Raw genomic sequence first — 23,023 nt, 5'->3', positions numbered from 1 at the left:
AAGCCCGCGCCGGCAACGGCGCGGGCCTTTTTTCATGACTGGAAAGGTGGCAGGCCTGCGACGTGGCCGGCAACCCCATCCTCGGTCAGTTCGGCAAGCGCCAGCGACTGATCGAGATGTTCTGCCCGCCAGGCAAGCAGCCTTTCGGCAAGCTCCAGCCGGACCGGCAGATAGGCCGGGTCGGCAGCGACATTGGTTAGTTCGTCCCGATCCTTCTCCAGGTCGAACAGCAGCGGCGGCAGGCCGCCGCCGAAATGTACATATTTGAATTCTTTCGTGCGGATAACGGCCAGATTGCATTGGCGCGGACCGATGCCGAAATGGCGCTCGGCATGACCGTCGGCAACCGAGCGGAAATCGAACTCCCAATGCGCGGCCTCGCGCCAGTTCCCCGGCTCCCCGGCATCCAGGAACGGCTTCAGCGACTGTCCGTCGAGATGCGGCGGGGTTTCCTCGCCAAGCAGATCGAGCAAGGTCGGCGCTATGTCCACCGCCTCGGTGAAGCGGTCGACGCTGGCCCCGGCCGCTTTGTGGCGACGCGGGTCGCGGACGATCAGCGGAATATGATAACTGCCGTCGAAGAAGCCGCCCTTGCCCAGCATGTAATGGTCGCCCATCATTTCGGCATGGTCGGAGGTCAGCACGACGATGGTGTCATCCCAGGCATCCGCTGCCTTGACCGCCTGCCAGATGCGGCCAAGCTGCGCGTCGACTTCCGAGATCATGCCGTAATAGAGCGCGCGGATGCGGCCAAAATCGTCGTCGCCCCAATCGCGCACCTTGCCCTCGGCACCGGGGCGGAAATTCGAACGCTCCTGCAGGTCAAGGTTGTAGGCAAGGTAGGGATGGCTTTCTGCCTCGGCCTGCCAGCTCACGGCGCGGTGGAAAGCCGGTCCCTCGGCAGGATCATACATGCTGTTGTAGGGTTCCGGCACGATGAACGGCGGATGCGGGCTGAGGAAGGAAAGATGCGCGAACCACGGTGTATCGCGCTCCTGTTCGCCAAGCCAGCGGAGGAATTCGCCGGTCAGGAAAGCGGCTGGGGTTTCGTCCTTCGAGTAGACGGGCGGCGCGTTGGTCACCGCGCTGTCGGTCGTGCCTCCAAGCTCGTCCGCTGGGCGATGGATGTCGGGAAAGCCGGCGCCGCTATCAATGCCGCGCGCCTTGAGCCACGACAGCCACGGTTTCTGGTGCTCCGGCAGGAGTTGGCGCGCGGTGAAGCCGGGCAGCACGCCTTCGTAGCTTTTCAGCCGCGGGTCGCCCGGCGCCAGCGTGCGCGGATCGGGCGATACGTCGGTATAGCCGAACAGCGTTGGATCATAGCCGAGGCTGCGCGCCGAGAGCGCGATGTTGCCGTGGCGGGCGTCGAGCGGCGTGCCGTTGCGGCAGACGCGGTTGTTCATCTGGTAGAGGCCGGTGTAGAGGCAGGCGCGTGCCGGCGAGCAGGGCGCCGCGCCGCCATAATGCTGCCGAAACAATACCCCCTCGGCGGCGAGCGCGTCGGCATTCGGCGTCCGCACCACCTTGTGGCCTGCCGCCGACAGGCAGTCGCCGCGCCACTGATCGCAGGTGATCAGGAGAACATTCAGGCGTCTGTCTTTTCTGACCACTGCTGTATCCTTCATTGAAAACGTGCCGCTCATGGAGCCGAATTTTTGTGGCGACGCAAGCCTGAGGTGCTCGCGAAACGGTGAACAAAAATTGTCTTATTGTTCACTTATAGAGCACAGTCCATTCTGTGTTTGCGGCCTTTGCCGCCGGCCGGCGGGTCCTCATATTGGCGTGGAGCGCGGCATGGGCCGCACAGGACAAGGGAAGGAGCAGGAAAATGCTCGACCAGATCAAGGGCCTGCATCACGTCACCTCGATGGCCAGGGATGCACGCCAGAACAACGAATTCTTCACAAAAAGGCTCGGCCTGCGCCGGGTCAAGAAAACCGTCAATTTCGACGCGCCGGATGTCTACCATCTCTACTATGCCGACGAGGTCGGCACGCCCGGTTCGGTGATGACCTATTTTCCGTTCCCCAACATCGGCAAGGGCCGCCACGGCGTCGGCGAAGTCGGCACCACGATCTATTCGGTGCCCGAAGGCACGCTTGCCTATTGGGAAAAGCGTTTTGCCGATGAGGGCGTCGCCGGCCTCTCGCGCGACGAGAGCTTCGGCGAGAAGCGCCTTGGCTTCGCCGGTCCCGACGGCGACGGGTTTGCGCTGGTCGAGAACAAGGCCGACACCCGTACGCCGTGGGCGAAGGGCGATGTTCCCTCCGACGAGGCGATCCGCGGCTTTCACTCGGTGTCGCTCAGGCTGAAGGATGGCGGCGCCACGGAAGAGTTGCTGAAATTCATGGGCTATGAAGAAGTCGACACATCCGGCAGTGTAAAAAGGCTGGCGGTGAAGAACGGCAACGGCGCCAATATCGTCGACATCGAATCGCTGCCGGGCGCCGCTTTTGCCGATCTCGGCGCCGGCTCCGTCCACCACGTCGCCTTCGCCGTCGAAAACCGCGCCAAGCAGCTCGAAGTGCGCAAGGCGCTGATCGACACCGGCTATCAGGTGACGCCGGTGATCGATCGTGACTATTTCTGGGCGATCTATTTCCGCACGCCGGGCGGCGTGCTGTTCGAAGTCGCCACCAACGAGCCGGGCTTCGACCGCGACGAGGACACCGCCCATCTCGGCGAGGCGCTGAAGCTGCCGTCGCAGCACCAGCATCTGAGGCCCTATCTCGAGCAACATTTGCAAAAGCTGGAAGGCTGAGGACAAGGCCATGCGCAAGGACGCTTACATCTACAAGACACTGCCCGGTTCGCCTGATGGATCGCTGCTCTTCGTCTTCCATGGCACCGGGGCCGACGAGAGCCAGCTTCTATCGCTCGGGCGTGATCTCGCGCCGCAGGCGACCATCGTCTCGCCGCGCGGCGATGTCTCGGAACACGGAGCGGCGCGCTTCTTTCGCCGCACCGGCGAGGGCGTCTACGACATGGACGACCTGGCGCGGGCGACGGACAAGATGGTCGGCTTCGTCAAGGCACATGTCGAGGCGGCAAAGCCCTCGTCGGTGCTTGGCCTCGGCTATTCCAACGGCGCCAACATCCTGGCCTCGGTGGTGTTCGCGGCGCCCTCTCTGTTCGATGCGGCGGTGCTGATGCATCCGCTGATTCCGTTCGAGCCGGAAATCGAGGGAAGTCTCGCCGGCCGCCGCATCCTGGTCACAGCAGGCAGGCGCGATCCGATCTGTCCGCCCAAGCTGACCGCTCGGCTCGAAGCCTATTTGCGCGCCGATGGCGCCGATGTCACAGTGGAGTGGCACGACGGCGGCCATGAGGTGCAGTCGAACGAGATCGAGGCGGCGCGGCGGTTCCTGTCCGCTACGCCGGTGGAAGGAGCGTAAGCAATGCTTGACCAATTGCCGGAGATCGAACTGGAGGATCGCGGTTCCAAGGGCCGTTATCTCTTGCGCGGGCCTGATGGCGCCGAGGCGGAGATGACCTTCACCAAGATCGGCGAGCACCAGATCATCATCGACCACACCGAGGTGCCGGATGCGTTTCGCGGCCAGGGCGCGGGGCTTCGCCTCGTTACCCGCGCCGTCGAGGACGCGCGCGCGGCGGGCAAGAAGATCATCCCGCTTTGTCCGTTCGCCAATGCCCAGTTCCATCGTCACCCGGAATGGGCCGACGTGCTGAAGCAATAGCGCTGGTCCTACCCACAGGCCTTAGCCCGCAGTGACGGTTGAGGGCGGGCAGCCAAGGGCGGGCATCGCTGTGGCATTTGCGCAGATCGCCCGTCCTACCCAGTGGGTTGTCTTGCCTAGTGGGTATTGCCTTGCCTAAGTAGGTATATTGCCGCCCGACCAATCGAACCGAATGATCCCTTGATGACCGAAACCGATCTTGTTCCCGTCTTCGACGGCCACAACGATACGCTGCTCAGGCTCCATCAGTCGAAGGACGCGGATGTCGAAAAGCTGTTCATCGAGGGAACATCGGGTGGCCACATCGACCTGCCGCGTGCGAAAAAAGCCGGCTTTGCCGGCGGCATGTTCGCGATTTTTCCGCCGCCGGTCGAGAAATCCAAGCGCAGTACGGTTCCACCTGCGCCGAGCGATACTGAGCCGTTGCCGCCCGAGCTTCCGCGCGCCGACGCGCTCGCTTCCACCATCGCCATGACCTCGATCCTGTTCAGGCTGGAACGAGCGTCGGCGCTCACCGTCTGCCGCAGCGCCGGCGACGTGCGAAACGCGATGGCGCAAGGGTCGGTCGCGGCGGTGTTCCATATAGAAGGCGTTGAGGCGATCGACCCCGAACTGACGATGCTCGACGTGCTGCATGCGGCCGGCTTGCGCTCGCTCGGCATCGTCTGGAGCCGCCCGAACGCTTTCGGCCACGGCGTGCCGTTCCGTTTCCCGTCGACGCCCGACACCGGACCTGGCCTGACCGATGCCGGCAAGGCACTGGTCAAGGCCTGCAACCAGCTCGGCATCATGGTCGATCTTTCGCACCTCAACGAAAAGGGGTTTCGCGACGTCGCCGAGATCAGCGACGCACCGCTGGTGGCGACCCACTCGAACGTCCATGCGATCTGCGGCCATTCCCGCAACCTCACCGACTGGCAGCTCGGCGCGATCCGTGAGTCGGGTGGCATGGTCGGACTGAATTTCGCCACCGGGTTTTTGCGCGAGGACGGCAGGATGAATGCCGATACCAGTCTCGACATCATGGTGCGCCATGTCGATTCACTGCTGCAGGCGCTGGGCGAAGACGGCGTCGGCCTCGGGTCCGATTTCGACGGCGCCATGATCCCGGCCGTGATCGGCGACGTCACCGGCCTGCCGAAGCTGCTCGATGCGTTCGCCGAGCGCGGCTTCGGTCGCGCGCTGATCGAGAAGATCGCCTATCGCAACTGGATCAGTATGCTGGAAAAGACCATCGGGTAAAGCGTGTCGCCCGGCAGAGTAGCCAGCGACCTGCAATATATCGATCGAGCGGGGTTTTGATGATCTCGACAAGACCGTTGTCTCCGGAGCTCAAGCCGCGGATGATTGCGGACTTCGAGAACTTCAGGGCCGGCTCTTGAAGCGCCAGACCGTACGAACCGATGTCGCCATCGTCGGCGCCGGCTTTACCGGCCTGTCAGCCGCGCATGAATTGAACAAGGCCGGCATTGATTTTGTGCTGCTCGAGGCGCGCGGCCGCGTCGGAGGGCGGGTCGAGTCCAAGTGGAATGGGCTTGGCGAGCTGATCGACAGCGGCGGTCAGTTCCTGTGCGAGGACATGCCGGAACTGATGGCCCTGGTGCGAACGCGCGGTAAGACGTTGGTCAAGACCTATGTTAAGGGCGATGTCATTGCCCAGCCGCTGACGGGCGAAAAGGAAGCCGAGCGAATCTACTACACCTCGATGGCGATCCGCGACCGCATGAACGCGATTGCACCGGGCGATCCGACTATTGCCGGCTTGACCGTCGCCGCATGGCTCGATCGCCAGAACGATCCCGGTGAGGCCAAGGCGGTTTTTCGCTCGATGATCGAGGGCCTGTGGTGCCAGGCGCTCGAAAAACTGCCGCTTTGGCACCTCATCGACAATGACCGCCGTATCACCAATGAGGTGTCGGAGCTGCAGTATTTCGTGCACGAAACCATGCAGTCTCTGGCGGATGATCTGGCTGAGGATCTCGGCGACCGCCTGCGATTGAACACGCCGGTCAGAACGATCGAGCGCAGACTGGGAGGCGTTCGTCTCGCGTCGACGACGGGCTCGATCACGGCGCGAATGGCGCTGATCGCCATGCCGCCGATGATGGCTTCGAAGCTGGATTTCGCGCCGGCGCTGCCGGTTGCCTTGGAAAAGGCCCTCGGTGTCTGGCAAAGCGGCGCGGTGATCAAAATGCAGGTGCGCTACCCCACAGCCTTTTGGCGCGCCAAGGGCTTGAGCGGCATGGTGATGTGGCGCGATCCGCCGGCACTTTTTGCCTGTGACGTCAGCAAGGATGGCGGCCACCCTGCGTTGGTCGTCTTCGTCGGCGGGCCGCTTGCCCTACGCTGGCGGGAATTGGGAGATGCCGCGTTGCGCGCGGAGGTTACGGCGCGGCTCAAGGAGGCGCTCGGCACGGACGCAGGCAGCTTCACCGATTTCAGCTGTCGCGACTGGACCGATGATCGCTGGAGCGGCGGCGGCTACAGCGATCTCATCATCGATACGAGTGCCACCGACGCCGAGCAAACCATCCTGGCCGGCGCGCCGCCAGTGTATTTCGCATCCTCGGAATTGTCGCCGTCATTTCCGGGCTATGTCGAAGGCGCAATCGTGGCTGGGCGCATTGCTGCACAGAAAATCCTCTCGGAATTTAATCCGCAATAGTCACAAGCGCCTCATGGTCGCAGGTGAGGCGTCTCAAGGTGGCGACCGGACGTCGCCGGGCCACAGCGGCGGCGTGATTTGATCCCGTGAACATGCGACTGCATGAAACAGTTCGGCAACGAACTCCCTCGCCCTCGCATGACCGATTATGCCCGGTACTGCCCGAATTCCGGTTTCAAATCTGTTACACGGTCAGTTTGCGTGCGTCGTTCGTCCGTTACCGGGTGCGGCTAAGTTCGTTTCAACAGAAAAAGAAAATCGATGAAGGGATTGGCGATGCATACGAAAATCCAGACTGCCTACAATGACCGCCTGCAGGCACCGGAGCGCAACGATCGGCGGCCGAAGCTGGCGCTGCGCCGGCGCGCCAACGACCATCCGATGGCGCTGTTCGTGGTGCTGGGCGCCGTCGCGTTCGTCGGCATGGCCTTCGCGCCGACGGTTGGTCCAGCCTTTGCTTCACTGAACCCGCCGGCAAACATCGTCGACGGCGCGCCGACCACGACAAAGACCGCGCGCCTGCCGATGCCGGAGATCGATTTTGCCTGCAAGGGGCAGGCCTGGGGCGCCGAAAGTGCGGACTGCCTGCGCGTCATCGCCGAGCAGTCCGGCATTCACAAGGCTCGCGTGGTCCGCGTGATTGCCAATGCCGCGCCGCTGACCGATACGCCGAACGTTTTTTGACCCCCCCGAGCGACCCTCCAGCGCTCTAGGCAGGCTCCCGCCGCATCCTCGGCCGGGAGTCTTTTTTCTCTGGACTCTAGCCCTTGTTTGAGCATCGGATTTTTTCAAAAACCGATTTCCACCAGTCCGAAGTTCTAGCTGCCCAATGCGGCCTGCTCGGCAATGGCAGACAGCACGCCGCGCACGTCCAGCGTGCTGAACGGCTTTTCCAGGATCTGCGGACGCTGCGGCGCGGGCAACGCCTCGATTTCGGCTTTCGCTCCGATCAGGTCGCCGGTGACCAGAACGAAGCGCCGCGCCAGATCGGGCTTTTCGGCGAGCAATTCGCGATAGACTGATATGCCGCTGGTGCCGGGCATGCGCAGATCGGAAAAGACGATGTCCGGTGGCATGTGGCCGGTCAATGTCGCAGCGGCCGATTCCCAGGCCGGCACGACTCGCGACTTGATGCCCATCAATTCCAGAATGTCGGACAGCGACGCCGCGACATCCGGCTCGTCGTCGATGATCAGCGCATGGCGCAATCCGCTCGAGCGCGACGGGGTTTCGCCGGCGGCGGCCGCGCCGGCGGAGATCGCCGGCAACTGGACGACGAAACGGGCGCCCCGCGGCAGAACTTCCTCGAACCAGACATTGCCATTGTGCCGTTCGATGATCGATTTTGAGATCGACAGGCCGATGCCGGTGCCGACGCCGACCGGCTTGGTGGTGAAATACGATTCGAAGATGCGAGAGCGTATCGCTTCCGGCACGCCCAGCCCGTTGTCCTCGACCGAGAAACAGGGATTGCCGCGATCGCTGCGAAACGTGCGAACCTTGATCAGCCGGTCGCCGCCGATGCCGGCCAGAGCGTGCTGGCTGTTGATGAGGAAGTTGGCGGCCACTTGCGTCACATGGTCGGCGTCGGCCATGGCCAGCAGCGGGCCGCTGGCGAAATCGGTATCGATAATGATGCCGGTCGACCTCGCGCCGTAGGCAGTCACTTCGAGTGCCGCGCGGACCACCTGGTTGAGGTCGGTCTCGGCCTGTGACGCCGGATGCAGGCGGACCATGGAGAGGAAGCTCTTGACGATGCGGCCGCAGCGCTCTGCGGCGGCGCGCACCTTTTCGGCGCGCACCTTGGTCTGCGGGTCTGAAGCGAACTCGTGCAACAGCGTCGATTGGGCGACGACCACGGCAAGCGGGTTGTTGAGCTCGTGTGACACGCCGGCAAGCAGCGAACCCATCGCCGCCATCTTCTCATTCTGGTGCAGCTTTTCGCGCTGGCGGCCGATCTCCTCCTCGGCGCGCAATTTATCGCGAAGGTCGCGAATCGAGCCGAAGATCAGGCGGCGGTCGGCGACCCGCATCTCGGTCGCCGTCAGTTCGATCGGAAAGACCTCGCCGGCCGCATTCTGGGTGACCGTCTCGATCCGCTGGCCGACCATCGGCGCGCCGCGGCCCGACATGTATTCGGCGCCCGACACATAGCCCTTGCGATAATATTCCGGAACGACGGTGTCGAGCAGGTCCTTGCCGAGGATGTTGCTGCGCTGGTAGCCGAACATCTTTTCGGCGGCTGGATTGAATTCGATGATCGAACCGGTCTCGTCGATGACGATGATGGCGTCGAGCGAGGCCTGCAGCATGGTGCGGCGGATGACTTCGCTGGCATGGGCATCGGAAAGCGATCGTTCGATGGCGTCGCCGATGGCCAGCGCCACGATGTGCAGTGTTGCCTCTTCCTCGTCGGTCCATTCGCGCTCGTTCACGCAGTCGTTGACCGCCAGCGTGCCCCACAAATGGCCATGCGCAAAGACCGACACCGACAGGAACGACTTGATGCGCTGCTTTTCGAAGTCGGTTCTCAGAAAGCCTTCGAGGTCGCGCGTGTGTCCGGCGAAGATCTTGCCTTGCCGTTCGTCCTCCGCCAACCGTTCCAGCAGTGGGTCAGAATTGACAACCGACTGCATTATCACCGTTGGTGACGCCAGTTCGCCGCCAAAACGGGGGTCGATCCAGTAAGCCGAGACCGACTGGGCAAAGCCCTGGCCGGGCAGTTCGCGCAGCCGAAACAGGATGCCGCGCTGGCAATCCATCGCCGCGCAAAGCGTTTCAAGAATGCTGTCCATCTCGCGCTGCCAGTCGCCGGCTTCGCGAAGCCGGCGAACGACATGGACAGCCGCCATTGCCGCGCCCTGCCTGACGCCGTGCCTATCGCTGCGTGCTGCTTCAGCCGTCATGGTCAGCCGTCATTTCACAGTCGTGCCACCGAGAGTGGTTACCAGTGGTCGCGCCGCTCAGTTGCCTTCGCCGGTCGGCAGCGAAAAGATATAGCCTTCGCCGCGGACTGTGCGCAGGAATTTCGGATTGGCCGGGTCGGCCTCGATCTTCTTTCTCAGCCGCATGATGCGGATATCGACGGCGCGTGAGGATTCAGGATCTTCCACGAAGCCGATCGCCTCGGAGATCGCCGCACGCGTCAGCAAACGGTTGGCACGCGTCAGGAAGACCTCCAGCACGTCGAACTCGCTCTTGGCCATGTCGATGACCGTCCCATTGGTGCCGGTGACGAACCGGCCGTCGAGATCGGCATGGAAAGGGCCGAAGCTCATGAAGCGGCGGTTGGCAGTTGTTTCGGCCTTGGCGCCCTGTGGTTCGGCCGGCTGCGGCACGCGGCGCAGCACGCTGCGGACCCTCGCCAGCACCTCGCGCAATTCGTAAGGCTTGACGATGTAGTCGTCGGCGCCGAGTTCCAGCCCGACGATGCGATCGAGCGCGGTACCGGCGGCAGTGGCGTAGATGATGCCGATAGGCATTTTCGAGCGCAGCCAGCGGCCGAGCGACAGGCCGTCCTCGCCTGGCATGGCGATGTCGAGGATGGCCAGATGAAACGACTGCGTTTCCAGCAAGGTTCGCGCGGCGCTGGCACTCTCGGCCGTCGCGACATCGTAGCCGCTGGCGCTGAGATACTCGGCGACCGCGTCCCTCAGATCGGGCTCGTCCTCGACGATGACAATTCGTGCCCGCACTATGCTCTCGCTCCCGCTTTCAGCGGAAAGTAGATTGGGTATAAACATCATGTCCAGCACTCATCTTGGGTTGCCGGTTGCAGGGTGGAAAAAAATGGCTGCACGATCCGTCATCGCGCTTGTTTCCGTCGCGGAAGTGGTCGCGACCGATCTCGCCGACCATCTCGAACGGCGTGGTCATGACGTGCGCGCGGTGCGGCAGCCGTGGGAGGCCGAATCCTTGCTTTCCGGAAAGGGCATCGATGTCGTCGTCGTCGGCGACAGCCTCAGCCAGGCGGAAGGGCGTGATCTGCTCAGGCGCCATGGCGGCGAGGGCGGGCCGGATTTCATCCTGATCTGCCGGCCGGCCGATCTCGTCGACAAGGTGCTGGCGCTCGAACTCGGCGCCGCCGACGTCGTCGAGAGCCCGCTCAACGTCAGGGAACTCGCCGCCCGTATCGGCGGCCTGCTGGCACGGCGCGGCAGGAACGCCGGGGAATTGGTCGTGCTGGAGAACGCGACGGTCGACCTCCGGTCGGCCATGGTCATGCACCGCTCCGGCACGGAAGAACAATTGTCGCCAGGTCAGGTGGCGCTGCTCAGATTGTTCCTGGCCAGTCCGCGCAAGGTCTTGACGCGCGACGACATCATTGCCGCCGCGCCCGCCGAAAATGCCGATGCCTTCGATCGCTCGATCGATTCGCGCATCGTGCGGCTGCGCCGCAAGCTCGACACCGAAACCATCACCACCATAAGGGGTGCGGGCTACCGGTTCGATCCGCCGACGCAGTTCGCCGACTGAGGCCGGGGCCCTCACCGTACTGTCCACAGGCCCAGGCGCTCAACGCACCACGAGAAGCGACGGACCTGACGGCATTTCGCTGGCCGCGACGAATTCGCTCGCATGGGCACGATCCCTAAGGAGCACGGTGGCGAGGCCGGCAAAGCCGAGCAGGCCCTGTGCGTAGAGCAGTGCGGAAAGCACCGAAGCTGCAAATTTCGTGTTCATCGTTTTCGTCCCCCAAATTTGGTTTTAGGTTCGCTTCAGGGAAACCCCCGAAGTGCCCGCGCCGCCAGCGGAGCCCCCCCGTCGCGGCGCGGGCCTTCGGTCCTCTCGGCTGCAAGTTGCCGGAGGGGCCGCGCATCTTCTTCAGCCCAAAACCGACCCGCCAGAGGGCCTTGAGCCGGTTGATGCGCAGACTGGACACGATCCAGACCGTGGCGAAAAACAGTGCGGCATGCAGCGTCGAAACTTCGCCTGAAGTCATCTCCGCAAGCTTTGTCATCGGGTTGCCGGCGAAGGTGCCGACGCCGCCAATGATCGCTGCGGCTATGCTTATCCTGAAAAGCCAGGAGATCGCGTTCGATTGCATGTTCATCTTCGTTTGTGCCGGCTGTTTTCGTTGGGTCAACTTTGCCGGCGACCTGTATCCAGATCATGCCGCTTGAGCCCGCGCTTTGTTGCAGATTGGTTTCGAGGCAAGTCAAATTTCTTTCACATGAGGCAAGATCGCACTTTCGTTTGGAGATGGCGGTACCTTTCCGCAGGTCTGGGCTCGGCCACCGAGGGCGTTATGCTCATGGTTTTTGCCCATGGTCCGCGCTTGAGGATTTCCCTCGGAGGGGCTTCCGGCCGTTAACCAGAGGAAACAGGTTCGAAACAGAAACGTCTGCCATGCGAAATCAATTCGAAACATGACGCAACGATAAGCCGGTCATCGAATTTGGAGCCGGCCATGTCCGGCAGACGGGGGACATCATGTGCACTGCCATTTCTGCCAAGCTCATCAACATCCCTGCCGCCGTCCTCACCGGTGCGGCCCTTCTGCTCGGCGTCGGTAATGGCGTTGCCCATGCCGCCAACCGGGCAGCCAATCAGATCGTGGCGCGGATTTCGCTTTCGCAGCAGACGATGGAAGTCCTGGTCGACGGGCGGCCGACCTTCGCGTGGAAGGTCTCGACCGGCGACAGGGCGCATGTCACGCCGACCGGCTCGTTCAAGCCGACCCGCATGCACCAAATGTGGTATTCAAGAAAATACGACAACGCGCCGATGCCGCATTCGGTGTTCTTCAAGGGTGGCTATGCCGTTCATGCGACCAATTTCGTCAAGCGTCTCGGCCGCCCGGCCTCGCATGGCTGCGTGCGGCTGCATCCGGACAACGCCGCCGATTTCTACCAGCTTGTCGAGATTTTCGGTCCGGCCAATACCAGGATCGTCATCGTCAAATAGATAAGCAAAGACGATCCGCCTGCCGGGTATAAATACATTGCGGGTCGGACACATTGCTGCCCAAGAAAAAGGCCGGAAATTTCCGGCCTTTTGTCAATCAATCAACCGGCGCCGGCATCAGCTTCGGGTCCGGCTTCTCGGCGTGATGCGGCAGGTCCTTGCTGGCAATGAAGGTGTAGAACATCGGCACCACGAACAGGGTGAACATGGTCCCCACCAGAATGCCGGTGAAGATCACCAGGCCCATCGAATAGCGCGCTGCCGCACCCGCGCCGCTGGAGATGATCAGCGGCACCACGCCGAGCGCCATCGCAGCGGTCGTCATCAGGATCGGCCTCAGCCGCACCCTGGCCGAGGCGACGATCGCATCGCGCCGCCGCATCCCGTGGTGCTCGCGCTGCTGGTTGGCGAACTCGACCAGAAGAATGCCATGCTTGGTGATCAGGCCGATTAGCGTGATCAGGCCGACCTGCGTGTAGATGTTGAGCGTTCCCAGCCCCAGATTGAGCGGCACGATCGCGCCGAAGATCGACAGCGGCACCGACATCATGATGATCAGCGGATCGCGGAAGCTTTCGAACTGCGCCGCCAGCACCAGATAGATGACGAGAACGGCTGCCGCGAAGGCGATGATGATCGTGTAGCCCTGTTCCTTCTCCTGCCGCGACTGGCCGGTGTAGTCGATGAAGAACGTGTCGGGCAGGCTTTCCCTGGCGATGTCCTCGATGGTCCTCAGCCCGTCACCGGTGGTTAGGGTGGGCAATGGCAGAGCGGAAATCGTGGCGGAGTTCAATTGGTTGAACTGCTCGATCACGGCCGGCGAGGCGTTGGTCGAGATCTTCACCACCGCCGAGAGCGGCACCATCTCGCCCGACGCGCTGCGCACGAAATACTCGGCCAGCTTTTCAGGGTTGTCGCGGAAGTTCTGCGGCACCTGCGGGATGATGTCGTAGCTGTTGGATTCGCGGTCGAATTGCGCCACTTCGGCGCCACCGACCAAGAGGGTCAGCGTCCGGCCGATGTCGGCGATCGGCAGGTTGAGCGCCGCGGCGCGGTCGCGGTCGATCGTCACCGTCACTTGCGGCGCGTCGTAGGACATCGAATTCTGCACGGCGAGGAAGCGACCGGAGGCCTGCGCCTTGTTCTTGATGTCCTCAGCCGCCTCGTACACCTGCGAGGCATCGCCGGTCGAGCGCACCACCATCGTGACCGGCAGGCCGCCGCCGGAGCCGGGCAGCGTCGGCGGGGCGAAGACGAAAGCTTCGACGCCCGCAACCTTGCTGAGGCGACCCGTGATGTCTTCCTGAAGTTCCTTCGAGCTGCGCGCGCGCTCGGCCCAGTCTTTGAATGCGAAGCCGACGAAGGCGTTGTTCGTCGGGCCTTGGAACGCAACGGCGGAGAACCGCGCCCTGGTTTCGGGGATATCATTCATCAGCCCGAGAATCTGGTTCACATAGGTTTCGGTGTAGTCCGACGTGGCATAGCGCGGCGCATTCACAATAGACAGCAAGAAGCCCTGGTCTTCTTCCGGTGCCAGTTCGCTCGCGGTCTTGGTGAACATGAAGCCGGTCGTGGCGACCAGTGCGATGACGATCATCAGCGTCACCGGGCGGTATTTCAACGAGCCGCTGACCAGCCGCTCATAGACGTTTTCGACGCGCCTGAATGTGGTGTCGACAATGCGCTGGAAGCGGCTGTGCGAGCCGGCCCTCAGGATGCGTGCCGACATCATCGGCGTGATGGTGAGGGCGACGACACCCGAAAGCACCACCGAGCCGGCAAGCGTCACCGCGAATTCGCGAAACAGCGCGCCGGTCAGGCCGCCGGTGAAGGCCAGCGGCGCGAACACGGCGGCCAGCGTTATCGTCATGGCGACGACGGCGGACGAGATCTCCCGCATTCCATTGAACGCCGCCTGCATCGGCGACAAACCGTCTTCCTCCATATGGCGGTGAATGTTTTCCACCACCACGATGGCATCGTCAACGACGAGGCCGATCGCCAGCACCATGGCCAGCAACGACAAAAGGTTGATCGAATAGCCCAGCGAAAACAGCAGGAAACAGACGCCGATCAGTGACAGCGGAATGGTCACGATCGGCATCAGCACCGAGCGGAACGAGCCGAGGAAGAGCAGGATGACGACGATGACGATGGCGACTGCCTCGCCGATGGTCTTGAACACCTCCTCGATCGATGCGCTGATCTGCTCAGTCGAATCGTAGACGATCTCGATCGTCATGCCTTGCGGCAGCGTCTCCTGGATCGTCGGCACGATTTCGTGGATCGCCTCCGCTGTCGTCAGCGGATTGGCGGCCGGCGTCGGAAAGATGGCGAGGAAGATGCCGGGCTTGCCGTTGAAAGTGACCCTGGTGTCGGTGTTCGCCGCGGCGAGCTCGACGCGCGCCACGTCGCGCAGCCTCACCACATTGCCGTCCTTCGATCGGAGCGGAAGAGCGGCGAAAGCTTCCGGCGTCTGCAGCGTCGAGCGAACGGTAATCGAGGAGGCGACGTATTCGTTTTCGGTGTTGCCGGGTGCTGACAGGAAATTCGATTCGTTGATGGCGGTCAGCACTTCCGACGCCGTCACGCCGCGCGCTGCCAGTTTGATCGGGTCGATCCAGACGCGCATCGAATATTCGGCGGCCCCGAAGATCTGCACGTCGGCGACACCCTCGACCGTCGACATGCGCGGCCGCACGACGCGCTCGATATATTCGGTGAGCTGTTCCGGCGTCATGTTCGGATTCTGCATCGAGATATACATCATCGCGAACTGCTCGCCGGTGCCCTTGACGATAACCGGGTCTTCGGACTCGTCCGGCAGGTCGCCGCGCACACCTTGTACCTTCGAGAGGACTTCGTTCAGCGCGACGTCGGGGTTGGAGCCGAGTTTCATCTGCACCGTCACGGTGCTGGAGGACGCCCGGCTCGCCGATGTGACATAATCGATGTTTTCGGTCGAAGCGACGGCACGGGCGATCGGCGCGGAAATGAACCCCTGGATCAGGTCGGCGCTGGCGCCGGGATAGGCCGTGGTGATCGTGATGGCCGTTTCTTCGACCTCCGGATACTGCCGGATCGAGAGGCTGAAGATGCCCTGGAAACCCAGAAGCAGGATCATCAAGGCGAGCACGGTCGAAAGGACCGGACGGCGAATGAAGATGTCGGAGAAGCTCATTTCTGGGCTGCCTGCTGGTTTGCCGGCTTGGTCGGATCGATCGTGTTGTCGACGGCAACGGACATGCCGTTGGAAAGACGGTTCTGGCCGGCGGTAACGACTTCGTCGCCGGGCGCGATGCCTTCCAGGATCTCAACCAGGCCGGCATTGCGGCGGCCTGGCTTGACGAACAACTGGGCAAGCACGAGCTGCGGCTTCTGCTCTTCCGCCGTCGGCTCGGCCGGATTAGCAGCCGATTGTTCCTCGGTTTTTGCCGCGGGCGCTTCAGCCGCGGGCTTCGCACTATCCGTGGCGGGCGTTTCTGCAGGGTTGGCCGCGGCGGCAGGGGCGGCGCCGCTGTCGGCGGCGGGCTTTGCCGGACGCACCACAAAGACGAAGTCACCGTAGAGGCTGGAGGTCAGCGCGGTCTGCGGCACCGTCAGCACGTTGTTTTCCTCGGGCAGTTCGACGCGCACCTGAACGAACTGGCCAGGGGTCAGCTTGCCTTCAGGGTTGGCGACCTCGGCCCTGACCGTCACCAGCCGGCTGGTCGGGTCGATTTTGGGGTCGATGCCGCGGATGGTGCCGGCGAACGGCAGCTCGCCGTCGCCAATACCTAGCCGAATCTTCTGGCCGATCTTCAGCAGCGGAAGCTGCTGTTCGGGAACCGAGAAATCGACCCGCATCGTCTCCAGATCCTGCAAGGTCACTACGGAAGTGCCGGGTGAGAGATACTGGCCGAGATCGATCCTGGGGATACCCACCGTGCCGCCGAAGGGCGCTGTCAGCAGCTTCTGATCGAGCACCGCCTGCAGCCTGTTGACCCGCGAAGTGGAAGCCGATGCGGTTGCTCGCGCCGTATCGAGCGTCGATTCCGAGCCGACACCGCGTTTCTGCAATTCAAGGGCGCGTGTCAACGCCGTCTGGTCGAGCGCTGCTTGCGCCTTCGTCGCATCGAGATCGGCGCGCTCGGCGGTATCGTCGAGCTGAAGGAGAACCGCCTTGGCTTCAACCTTCTGATTGGCGTGAAACAGGATGTCCTTGACGATGCCGGTGGTTTCGACGGTCAGGTCGACGCCGCGGACCGCACTGACAGTGCCGATCGCCTCGACGCCCGGCGTCCAGTTCGTCGGCTTGACGATTGTCGTCGACACGGTCGCGGCCGGGGGCTTCATGGTGGCGAAGAATTGCTGGGCCATCCTATCGCGGAAAAGCTGCCAGCCGACGATGCCGCCGCACACCAGCACAAGCAGAATGAAGGCAATGATAAAACGCTTGATCACGAACAGTCCCCTTGGCCATGGCCCGGCATAACAGTCGGATGACCGAAACACATACCTGTGACTGGTCCCGATTTCAAATGACGGCGATCTTACTGTACCGTCTGGACGGTATTGTCAATTCCGCGTAGGCTAATGAAATGGGGAGCGACTGATGAAGGCCCGCAGAGCAAATTCGCGTGATAAGATTCTCGCCGCCGCCGCCGATGTGGCACGCGAGACGGGCCCCGGCAGCCTGTCGCTGGACGCCGTCGCCAGCCGAGCCGGCGTGTCGAAAGGCGGCTTGCTGTACAATTTCCCGACCAAGGCGAAACTTATGCAGGCGCTGGTGGAGGATTACCTGCGCGCCTTCGAGCAGGCGCTGGAGTCCGCCCGCACGGCCGGCGTCGGCGGCGAAAGCCCGCTTGCGACTTACATCAAGCTTTCGGCCGAACATGCCGCGGAATCGAAACCGTCGGCTTCCTGGATATTTTCAGCGATCGCCGAGGATCCCGATTTCCTGACACCGATAAAATCGTTCAGGCGGCAGGTTTTCGAGCGCCTCAAGGGAGAGACGCCGGACCTCAAGGCGCTGCTGGTCTGCTACCTCGCCATCGAAGGACTTCGCAGCATGAACTTGTTCGATTCGGATGTTCTTTCGGTCGACGAACGCCGGTTGCTGGTATCGTCCTTGCTGGAGATCGCGGGATAGATTGCCGCGTAGGCCGGGCGAAGCACCTGCGGCAAGACACATCCCTCTCGACATTGATGCCTGCCCATCGAGGCAGCTGCGTTGCGGGAATCCTGATCTCGCGGGCCGCCTGCATCATTGTCATGGCCAGATTTCCAACGTATTGCCGGCCTGGTCATGCAACGGCCGTGCGAGCGGCCGGCACAGGGCGCAATGATATACCGATGGGTAAAGCATGAGCGAAATCAGGGTGGAGCGCCTCACCAAGCGGTTCAACGAAACCGCCGCGCTGGACGCCGTTTCGCTCGAGTTTGCGGCGGGCTCGTTCACCGCGCTGCTCGGTCCGTCCGGTTGCGGCAAGACCACGATGCTGAGGTTGATCGCCGGCTTCGAGGCGCCAAGCGAAGGCCGCGTGCTCTTTGGCGACGAATTGATGGCCGATCCGCAGCAGCAGGTGCCGCCGGAAGCGCGCGGCGTTGGGGTCGTCTTCCAGTCCTACGCACTCTGGCCGCATATGGATGTCGCTGAAAACGTCGCCTATCCGCTGAGAGCCCGGCATGTCAAACGAGGCGAGATCGCCGGCCGTGTCGGCGCGGTTCTCGATATCGTTGGGCTCAACGGATTTGAAAGCCGCCGTATCGAGGAACTGTCCGGCGGCCAGCGCCAGCGTGTGGCGCTGGCGCGCTGCCTCGTTGCCGACGCCAAAATTATCCTGTTCGATGAACCGCTCGCCAATCTCGACATGCATCTGCGCTCGTCGATGGTCGACGCGTTTCGCGACATCCACCGCCGCACCGGCGCCACCATCGTCTACGTCACCCACGACCAGGCCGAGGCCCTGGCGCTGGCCGACCGCGTTGCCATCATGAGCGAAGGCAAGGTGCTGCAGGCGGCCGCGCCGCAGGAGGTCTATCGCGCGCCGGCCAATGCCACGGTTGCTGGCTTCGTTGGTCGCGGGTCTATCGTTGCGGGCCTAGCGATCGATCACGCCGAAGGAAGCGCGACAGTCGACATAGCAGGGCATCGCCTCATGGTGCGGAGTGCCGGGACATCGGCTGGGCCGGTGAAAATCCTGCTGCGGCCGGAAGCGCTGCGGATTTCACCTGAAGGCATGCCGGCGACGGTGCTCGACAGCATCTATCGCGGCCCGGTCCATGAGGTACGGCTGGCCTTGCCGATGCTGCCAGGACAGGACCCGGGGCAGGAACTGCTGATTGACAGCACCGAGGCAATTGCAGTCGGCCAGAGAGTGCATTTGACCGTCTCGGACGCCTGGATCATTCCAGGCGCCTGACGCTGCTTACCGCCAGGGCAAGACGCCTGCCGGAAGCCGCCGCCCGAACCTGTCGAGCACAAGCAGCAGGACGACGACAATGGCAATCGTGGAAATGGCGATCGCGGCTGCCTGCGTTCCCAAGCCTGCTTCCTCGAGGCTGAACAGCACCACGCCCAACGTCTCGTTGCCGCTCGACCAGAGCAAGGCCGAGACCGTCAGTTCGTTGAAGGCGCTCATGAAGACCAGCAGTCCGCCCGCCACCGCTGCCGGTGCGGCGAGCGGCGCGGTAATGGTTGCAAGCCGGCGCAGCGAGCCGGCTCCCGACACCGCCGCCGCCTCGTCGAGATCGCGTGAAATCTGCCCGACCGCGGTCGCCACCGGTTTCAAGGCAAGCGTGAAAAACCGCATCGCATAGGCGACTATAATGATCGAGGCTGTTGCATAGAGGCTGCCGACCAGCGGCAGCGGGCGCAGGAACAACAGAATGCAGGCAATGGCAAGCACGACGCCGGGAACCGCATAGGGCAGGTCGACGATGCCGCTGAGCAGACGCTGCCAACGCCGGCCGAGCCGTTCGAGGGTGACGGTCACCGGTATGACGCCGATGGCGAGGATCAGTGCTGCGCTGCCGGCAAACAGAAGGGAATTGCGGAAGGCACGGACGGTTGAAGCCTGGCCGACCAGAACCTCGGAATAATTGGACGCGGTCATCGTTTGCCAGCCCAGCGGCACACCGAAGGACGGGACGAGCGACGTTGCCAGCAGCGCGGAAGCCGGAAGCACAAGGATGAAACCGATCACCAGCCAACCGAGACAGGCCAGCAACAGGCGGTAGCGCCCGAGCTCGAAACGCGCCGGCGTGCCTGAAGTAAAGCGGTGAGCGGCGCCACGCAAAGCCAGCGACTGGCAAGCAACGCCGGCCAGCGCCAGCACGCCGACCAGCACCGACAGCGCCGTGATCTGCGGCAGGACACCGGGCCCGAAGCTCGACAGGTCCTGATAGATCAGCGTCGGCAGCGTCAGATAGTTGACCGGCATTCCGAGCAAAGCGGGGATGCCGAAATTGCCGACGCCCGAAACGAAGGCGAGTGCCGCCGCAGCCACGATATATGGACGCACAACCGGCAGGACGATGGTCCACAGCACGGATAGCGGCCTGGCGCCGGAGGCCCTGGCCGCCTCGACGAGATCGCGAGGAATCTGCGCTAGTCCGGCCCGCAGCGTGATGAAGACGATCGGTGCATGCTGGACGGCGTAAAGCAGGATGATGCCGTTGCGGCCAAGCATCGGATTGGGTGTTCCTGGCGGAGGCGCGATGCCGACCATGCCGAGAAGCGTGCTGGATGGGCCAAACAGATGCAGCCACGACAAAGCGGTGACCTGTGGCGCGATCATCAGCGGCAGCAAAAGCAGGAATCCGAGGGGCTTTCGTCCCGGCAGGTCGGTCATCGTGATGGCGACGGCAAAGGGGCTGCCGAGGCAGACCGCCAGCACGGCGCCGAAAAAAGCAGTATCCAGCGTATGCCACATCGCCCGAAAGGCGGCGGGCTTGGCCAGGCGTTCGGCGAATGCGCCGAAGTCGAGTTCGCCGCCCGGCGCGACGGCCGCGACGAGGAGCCTGACCATCGGCAGCAGACTGAGCAGAGCGATGACCAGTAGAACGGCGAGCGCCGACGCGCGAAACCCTGACGTGGCCCGCACCCCGGGCCCGCGCCGAGCCGGCACGGACCGCCCGGGGAGGATATCCGGCGCGGATGACACCACTGGCTAACGGGCTGGCTACTGGCTCATCACGGCGCCGAACTTTTCCTTGTTGGCGGCGTCGTTGGCGAGCGCGGCGGCCGCATCATAGCCCAGCACCTTGATCGACGAGCGGTCGGGATAGCCGGCCGGCAAGGCAATATCGGCGCGCGCCGGAATGTAGCCCATCTTGGCGGCGGCTTGCTGTCCGTCCTTGGACAACAGGAAATCGACGAAGGCCTTGGCGGCGTCGGCGTTCTTGGCCGTGGACAGGATGGCGACCGGCTCGGTGACGGCCGAGACACCTTCCCTGGGGAATACGAACTCGACGGGCGCACCCTTGGCCTTCTCGCGAATGGGCATGTAGTCGACGATCATACCGAACAGCTTGTCGCCGCCGCTGACGGCCTTCAGCACGTCGCCATTGCCGCCGCTTGCCTGGGCGCCGTTCCTGGCGAGCGCGTCGTAATAGTCCCAGCCTTGCGGCAGGTTGCCGGTCAGCGTCACGGTGTGGATCATTGCAGCACCCGAGGTCAGCGGGCTGGGCATCGCGACAAGGCCCTTCGCCTCCGGCTTGGTGAGATCTTCCCAGCTTGCCGGCACGAAGGGTGCCTTGGTGTTGTAGACGATGCCGGTGGTGATCAGCTTGGTCGAGAAATAGGTCTTGTCCTTGTCGTAGAGCGCAGCCTCGATGCCGGAGACATCAGCCTCGGCATAGGCGAGCAGCCGGCCTTCCTGCTTCAGCCCTTCCATGGTCACGACGTCGGCGATCAGAAGCACGTCCGCCTGCGGCTGGCCGGCTTCGATTTCGGCACGCAGCCTGGCCAGGATCTTCGGCGTTCCATCGCGCACCCATTCGACCTTGACTGCGGGGTATTTCGCCATGAAGGCATCGACGGTCTGCTGGGCGTCGGTGTTGGGCTGGCTCGTGTAGACGACCAGCTTGCCTTCGGCAGCCGAAGCGCCTGCGATGGCGGATGCCAAAAGCATGGCGGCCAGAATGATCTTGCGCATGGAAACCCCACTTCGTGTGAAGAGACGGATCCGGCCGGGCGCCGGATGCGAGAACCCTCTCCCTAGCGCCGCAGGATAAACCTATTGTGACAGGTGGGATCATGGTTGAGTTGGTTGGCCAGGGCCAGGGAACTTTTGTTCGGCTGGCGATTTTGGATGTATGGTGAGAAGCCGAACGGCCAGAAGGGATTGCCGATGACGACAAAACGCTTTGCGATCCGCGCGCTCATTTTCGCGATGGGCTGCAGCATTTCCGCCTCGGCCTTCGCTGGGAGTCGCGACCAACGGGCTGACCGTGAACGCTACGTTCCCGCCGAAGGCGACATCATCGACATTCTGTTCGGCGGCCCGCGCTACTATGACCAGCAGTTGTTCACGACAGCCGCAGGACCCTGCTCCTACCACAGGGTCGGACCCGACGCGAATGCGTTGAACAAGATCAACGATCACCATTGCGGCAAGTAGGCGGCAGGCTTCAGCGCCCGCCAGTCTTCTTCATCTGCTCGATGATCTCGGCCATCAGCGCCAGGTCGCGACGTGAATCGGCGAGGTCGGTCAGCGGCTTTGTCCCGTCGGTGATGTGGCGATGGAAGGTCTCAAGTTCATTCGAGAAGGCGTCGCCATAGAGCGGCCCGTATGTCCGCGTCACCGGACCGGCTGCGCCGGCCTCCGTCACTTCTAGCTGCGTCGGCAGGCTGCGGATGTAGGGTGTGTCGTAGATGATGCGGACCCGCTTGGTATTCGAGCGCACCTCGATCATCGCGTCGAACAGGCCGAGATCGTCGACGACCGCATCGTAGCAGGCGGCGAAATGTCCGTAGTCGAATGTCACGCTGGTGTTGGCGCCGCCATTGGTGCGGTGCGCCGCCAGCACACGGGCCGGTTCGCCGAGCAGCCCGCGCATCGCCGAAATATGGTGCGAGGAGAGCGCCGTCAGGCCGCGATAGGCGCGTACGAGATCGGCGGGCGCATCGCTGCCCACCACTTCGCGGATCAGCGCCTCGCGCTCCTCGGCGCCGCGTGCCAAAAGGGCCGGATCGATGTCGGTGGGATAGAGGACGTTCTGGCTCTTCTTCAGGAAATGTCGGCCCTCGGAGATCAGGTCGAAGATTCGGACATGGGTAATGTCGGCGAAGTCAGGCAGTTCCTCCATCGCTGCCAGATAGGCCGGCGCGTAACGGCGCATGTAGCCGACAAAGATCGTCTTGGCGTAGTTTGGCGTCAGCGCCAGAAGCTCGTCGATCTCGCGCACCGTCAGGCAGGCCGGCTTTTCCAGGAGGATATGCTTGTTCGCCTGGACGGCGGCACGGACGAAACGGCTGTGGGTCTCGTCGGACGAGAGGAGGAAAACCGCGTCGATATCCGGCGAACCGATCAGCGCCTCTGCCGTTTCGAAGGCCTTGGCAGTCGGGTATTCGGATGTGCACAGCGCTGTCAGGCTCGGTGACACATCATAAACGCCTGATATGACCCAGCGATCGCGCTGGTCGCTCAGCACCGGCAGATGGATCGACTGCGCGACCTCTCCAAGACCCACTAGCCCGACACGGATCACCGCCACGGCACACTCCCTTTGCAACCAATTGTTTCAGCCAACAGCTCGTTATAGCGAC

Annotated in this window: 21 protein-coding genes; 12 read left to right on the top strand and 9 right to left on the bottom strand. The window is 63.1% G+C overall.

Annotated elements, in window-relative coordinates; genetic code table 11:
- Positions 1-32 precede the first annotated feature (32 nt).
- On the bottom strand, positions 33-1,610 hold the full coding sequence (locus CIT26_RS21155) for an alkaline phosphatase family protein (protein ID WP_095494413.1): 1,578 nt from the start codon (positions 1,608-1,610) through the stop codon (positions 33-35).
- A 218-nt stretch (positions 1,611-1,828) separates the two neighbouring features.
- On the opposite strand from CIT26_RS21155, the gene CIT26_RS21150 reads away from it, so the two are divergent.
- From CIT26_RS21150 to CIT26_RS21125, 6 genes are all read left to right on the top strand, one after another.
- Complete coding sequence (locus CIT26_RS21150) at positions 1,829-2,761, top strand: VOC family protein (protein WP_095494373.1); 933 nt, start codon at positions 1,829-1,831, stop codon at positions 2,759-2,761.
- Between the two features lie 10 nt (positions 2,762-2,771).
- Positions 2,772-3,395, top strand: a complete 624-nt coding sequence (locus tag CIT26_RS21145) for an alpha/beta hydrolase (protein ID WP_095494372.1) — start codon at positions 2,772-2,774, stop codon at positions 3,393-3,395.
- Positions 3,396-3,398: 3 nt separating this feature from the next.
- Positions 3,399-3,698 carry a GNAT family N-acetyltransferase gene (locus tag CIT26_RS21140; RefSeq protein ID WP_095494371.1) on the top strand — a complete coding sequence of 100 codons (300 nt, stop codon included), beginning with the start codon at positions 3,399-3,401 and terminating at the stop codon, positions 3,696-3,698.
- A gap of 183 nt (positions 3,699-3,881) precedes the next feature.
- Positions 3,882-4,940, top strand: a complete 1,059-nt coding sequence (locus CIT26_RS21135) for a dipeptidase (RefSeq protein WP_095494370.1) — start codon at positions 3,882-3,884, stop codon at positions 4,938-4,940.
- 136 nt (positions 4,941-5,076) lie between these two features.
- Positions 5,077-6,363 (top strand): flavin monoamine oxidase family protein, encoded by a 1,287-nt coding sequence (locus CIT26_RS21130; RefSeq protein ID WP_095494369.1) that lies wholly within the window; start codon positions 5,077-5,079, stop codon positions 6,361-6,363.
- Positions 6,364-6,639: 276 nt separating this feature from the next.
- On the top strand, positions 6,640-7,047 hold the full coding sequence (locus CIT26_RS21125; protein ID WP_095494412.1) for a hypothetical protein: 408 nt from the start codon (positions 6,640-6,642) through the stop codon (positions 7,045-7,047).
- Positions 7,048-7,181: 134 nt separating this feature from the next.
- Here CIT26_RS21125 and CIT26_RS21120 read toward each other — a convergent pair whose 3' ends face one another.
- Both CIT26_RS21120 and CIT26_RS21115 read right to left on the bottom strand, forming a co-directional pair.
- Positions 7,182-9,269 (bottom strand): PAS domain S-box protein, encoded by a 2,088-nt coding sequence (locus tag CIT26_RS21120; protein WP_167391495.1) that lies wholly within the window; start codon positions 9,267-9,269, stop codon positions 7,182-7,184.
- 57 nt (positions 9,270-9,326) lie between these two features.
- A complete protein-coding gene (locus CIT26_RS21115) occupies positions 9,327-10,106 on the bottom strand; it encodes a response regulator (RefSeq protein WP_206072793.1) in 780 nt (259 codons plus the stop codon).
- A gap of 46 nt (positions 10,107-10,152) precedes the next feature.
- On the opposite strand from CIT26_RS21115, the gene CIT26_RS21110 reads away from it, so the two are divergent.
- A complete protein-coding gene (locus CIT26_RS21110) occupies positions 10,153-10,839 on the top strand; it encodes a response regulator transcription factor (protein ID WP_065007437.1) in 687 nt (228 codons plus the stop codon).
- 39 nt (positions 10,840-10,878) lie between these two features.
- Here the strand turns inward: CIT26_RS21110 and CIT26_RS21105 are convergent, their stop codons facing one another.
- Positions 10,879-11,046: a hypothetical protein gene (locus tag CIT26_RS21105; RefSeq protein WP_023797130.1), complete on the bottom strand. Its 168-nt coding sequence runs from the start codon at positions 11,044-11,046 to the stop codon at positions 10,879-10,881.
- Between the two features lie 170 nt (positions 11,047-11,216).
- On the opposite strand from CIT26_RS21105, the gene CIT26_RS36720 reads away from it, so the two are divergent.
- The gene (locus CIT26_RS36720; protein ID WP_167391494.1) at positions 11,217-11,486 is read left to right on the top strand and encodes a hypothetical protein; all 270 of its coding nucleotides are present in this window, start codon (positions 11,217-11,219) and stop codon (positions 11,484-11,486) included.
- A 310-nt stretch (positions 11,487-11,796) separates the two neighbouring features.
- Complete coding sequence (locus CIT26_RS21095) at positions 11,797-12,270, top strand: L,D-transpeptidase (protein ID WP_095494366.1); 474 nt, start codon at positions 11,797-11,799, stop codon at positions 12,268-12,270.
- 97 nt (positions 12,271-12,367) lie between these two features.
- Here CIT26_RS21095 and CIT26_RS21090 read toward each other — a convergent pair whose 3' ends face one another.
- The gene (locus CIT26_RS21090; protein ID WP_095494365.1) at positions 12,368-15,451 is read right to left on the bottom strand and encodes an efflux RND transporter permease subunit; all 3,084 of its coding nucleotides are present in this window, start codon (positions 15,449-15,451) and stop codon (positions 12,368-12,370) included.
- Positions 15,448-16,713, bottom strand: a complete 1,266-nt coding sequence (locus tag CIT26_RS21085) for an efflux RND transporter periplasmic adaptor subunit (RefSeq protein ID WP_425350365.1) — start codon at positions 16,711-16,713, stop codon at positions 15,448-15,450. The genes CIT26_RS21090 and CIT26_RS21085 overlap by 4 nt, the downstream gene beginning before the upstream one ends.
- A 151-nt stretch (positions 16,714-16,864) precedes the next feature.
- Between CIT26_RS21085 and CIT26_RS21080 the strand changes: the two genes are divergently transcribed.
- Positions 16,865-17,401 (top strand): TetR/AcrR family transcriptional regulator, encoded by a 537-nt coding sequence (locus CIT26_RS21080; protein ID WP_095494364.1) that lies wholly within the window; start codon positions 16,865-16,867, stop codon positions 17,399-17,401.
- Between the two features lie 214 nt (positions 17,402-17,615).
- Positions 17,616-18,674 carry an ABC transporter ATP-binding protein gene (locus CIT26_RS21075; RefSeq protein ID WP_095494363.1) on the top strand — a complete coding sequence of 353 codons (1,059 nt, stop codon included), beginning with the start codon at positions 17,616-17,618 and terminating at the stop codon, positions 18,672-18,674.
- Between the two features lie 6 nt (positions 18,675-18,680).
- Here CIT26_RS21075 and CIT26_RS21070 read toward each other — a convergent pair whose 3' ends face one another.
- Together CIT26_RS21070 and CIT26_RS21065 are read right to left on the bottom strand one after the other, a co-directional pair.
- Positions 18,681-20,357, bottom strand: coding sequence for an ABC transporter permease (locus tag CIT26_RS21070; protein ID WP_095494362.1), 1,677 nt, complete (start codon positions 20,355-20,357; stop codon positions 18,681-18,683).
- A gap of 78 nt (positions 20,358-20,435) precedes the next feature.
- Positions 20,436-21,410: an ABC transporter substrate-binding protein gene (locus CIT26_RS21065; protein ID WP_095494361.1), complete on the bottom strand. Its 975-nt coding sequence runs from the start codon at positions 21,408-21,410 to the stop codon at positions 20,436-20,438.
- 195 nt (positions 21,411-21,605) lie between these two features.
- On the opposite strand from CIT26_RS21065, the gene CIT26_RS21060 reads away from it, so the two are divergent.
- Positions 21,606-21,875, top strand: a complete 270-nt coding sequence (locus CIT26_RS21060; protein WP_095494410.1) for a hypothetical protein — start codon at positions 21,606-21,608, stop codon at positions 21,873-21,875.
- A 10-nt stretch (positions 21,876-21,885) separates the two neighbouring features.
- Here CIT26_RS21060 and CIT26_RS21055 read toward each other — a convergent pair whose 3' ends face one another.
- A complete protein-coding gene (locus tag CIT26_RS21055) occupies positions 21,886-22,971 on the bottom strand; it encodes a Gfo/Idh/MocA family protein (protein ID WP_095494360.1) in 1,086 nt (361 codons plus the stop codon).
- Positions 22,972-23,023: the final 52 nt, after the last annotated feature.

Source organism: Mesorhizobium temperatum (assembly GCF_002284575.1).
Taxonomy (GTDB): Bacteria; Pseudomonadota; Alphaproteobacteria; order Rhizobiales; family Rhizobiaceae; genus Mesorhizobium; species Mesorhizobium temperatum.
The sequence above is the reverse complement of the archived record's forward strand: the minus strand, read 5'-3'. Positions and strand labels throughout refer to the sequence as shown.

Bases quoted from the DNA above. Each gene is read 5' to 3' on its own strand.
- CIT26_RS21150 (WP_095494373.1), top strand. From the start codon at position 1,829: ATGCTCGACCAGATCAAGGGCCTGCATCACGTCACCTCGATGGCCAGG.
- CIT26_RS21145 (WP_095494372.1), top strand. From the start codon at position 2,772: ATGCGCAAGGACGCTTACATCTACAAGACACTGCCCGGTTCGCCTGAT.
- CIT26_RS21140 (WP_095494371.1), top strand. From the start codon at position 3,399: ATGCTTGACCAATTGCCGGAGATCGAACTGGAGGATCGCGGTTCCAAG.
- CIT26_RS21135 (WP_095494370.1), top strand. From the start codon at position 3,882: ATGACCGAAACCGATCTTGTTCCCGTCTTCGACGGCCACAACGATACG.
- CIT26_RS21125 (WP_095494412.1), top strand. From the start codon at position 6,640: ATGCATACGAAAATCCAGACTGCCTACAATGACCGCCTGCAGGCACCG.
- CIT26_RS21120 (WP_167391495.1), bottom strand. From the start codon at position 9,269: ATGACGGCTGAAGCAGCACGCAGCGATAGGCACGGCGTCAGGCAGGGC.
- CIT26_RS21115 (WP_206072793.1), bottom strand. From the start codon at position 10,106: ATGTTTATACCCAATCTACTTTCCGCTGAAAGCGGGAGCGAGAGCATA.
- CIT26_RS21110 (WP_065007437.1), top strand. From the start codon at position 10,153: ATGGCTGCACGATCCGTCATCGCGCTTGTTTCCGTCGCGGAAGTGGTC.
- CIT26_RS21105 (WP_023797130.1), bottom strand. From the start codon at position 11,046: ATGAACACGAAATTTGCAGCTTCGGTGCTTTCCGCACTGCTCTACGCA.
- CIT26_RS21095 (WP_095494366.1), top strand. From the start codon at position 11,797: ATGTGCACTGCCATTTCTGCCAAGCTCATCAACATCCCTGCCGCCGTC.
- CIT26_RS21090 (WP_095494365.1), bottom strand. From the start codon at position 15,451: ATGAGCTTCTCCGACATCTTCATTCGCCGTCCGGTCCTTTCGACCGTG.
- CIT26_RS21080 (WP_095494364.1), top strand. From the start codon at position 16,865: ATGAAGGCCCGCAGAGCAAATTCGCGTGATAAGATTCTCGCCGCCGCC.
- CIT26_RS21075 (WP_095494363.1), top strand. From the start codon at position 17,616: ATGAGCGAAATCAGGGTGGAGCGCCTCACCAAGCGGTTCAACGAAACC.
- CIT26_RS21065 (WP_095494361.1), bottom strand. From the start codon at position 21,410: ATGCGCAAGATCATTCTGGCCGCCATGCTTTTGGCATCCGCCATCGCA.
- CIT26_RS21060 (WP_095494410.1), top strand. From the start codon at position 21,606: ATGACGACAAAACGCTTTGCGATCCGCGCGCTCATTTTCGCGATGGGC.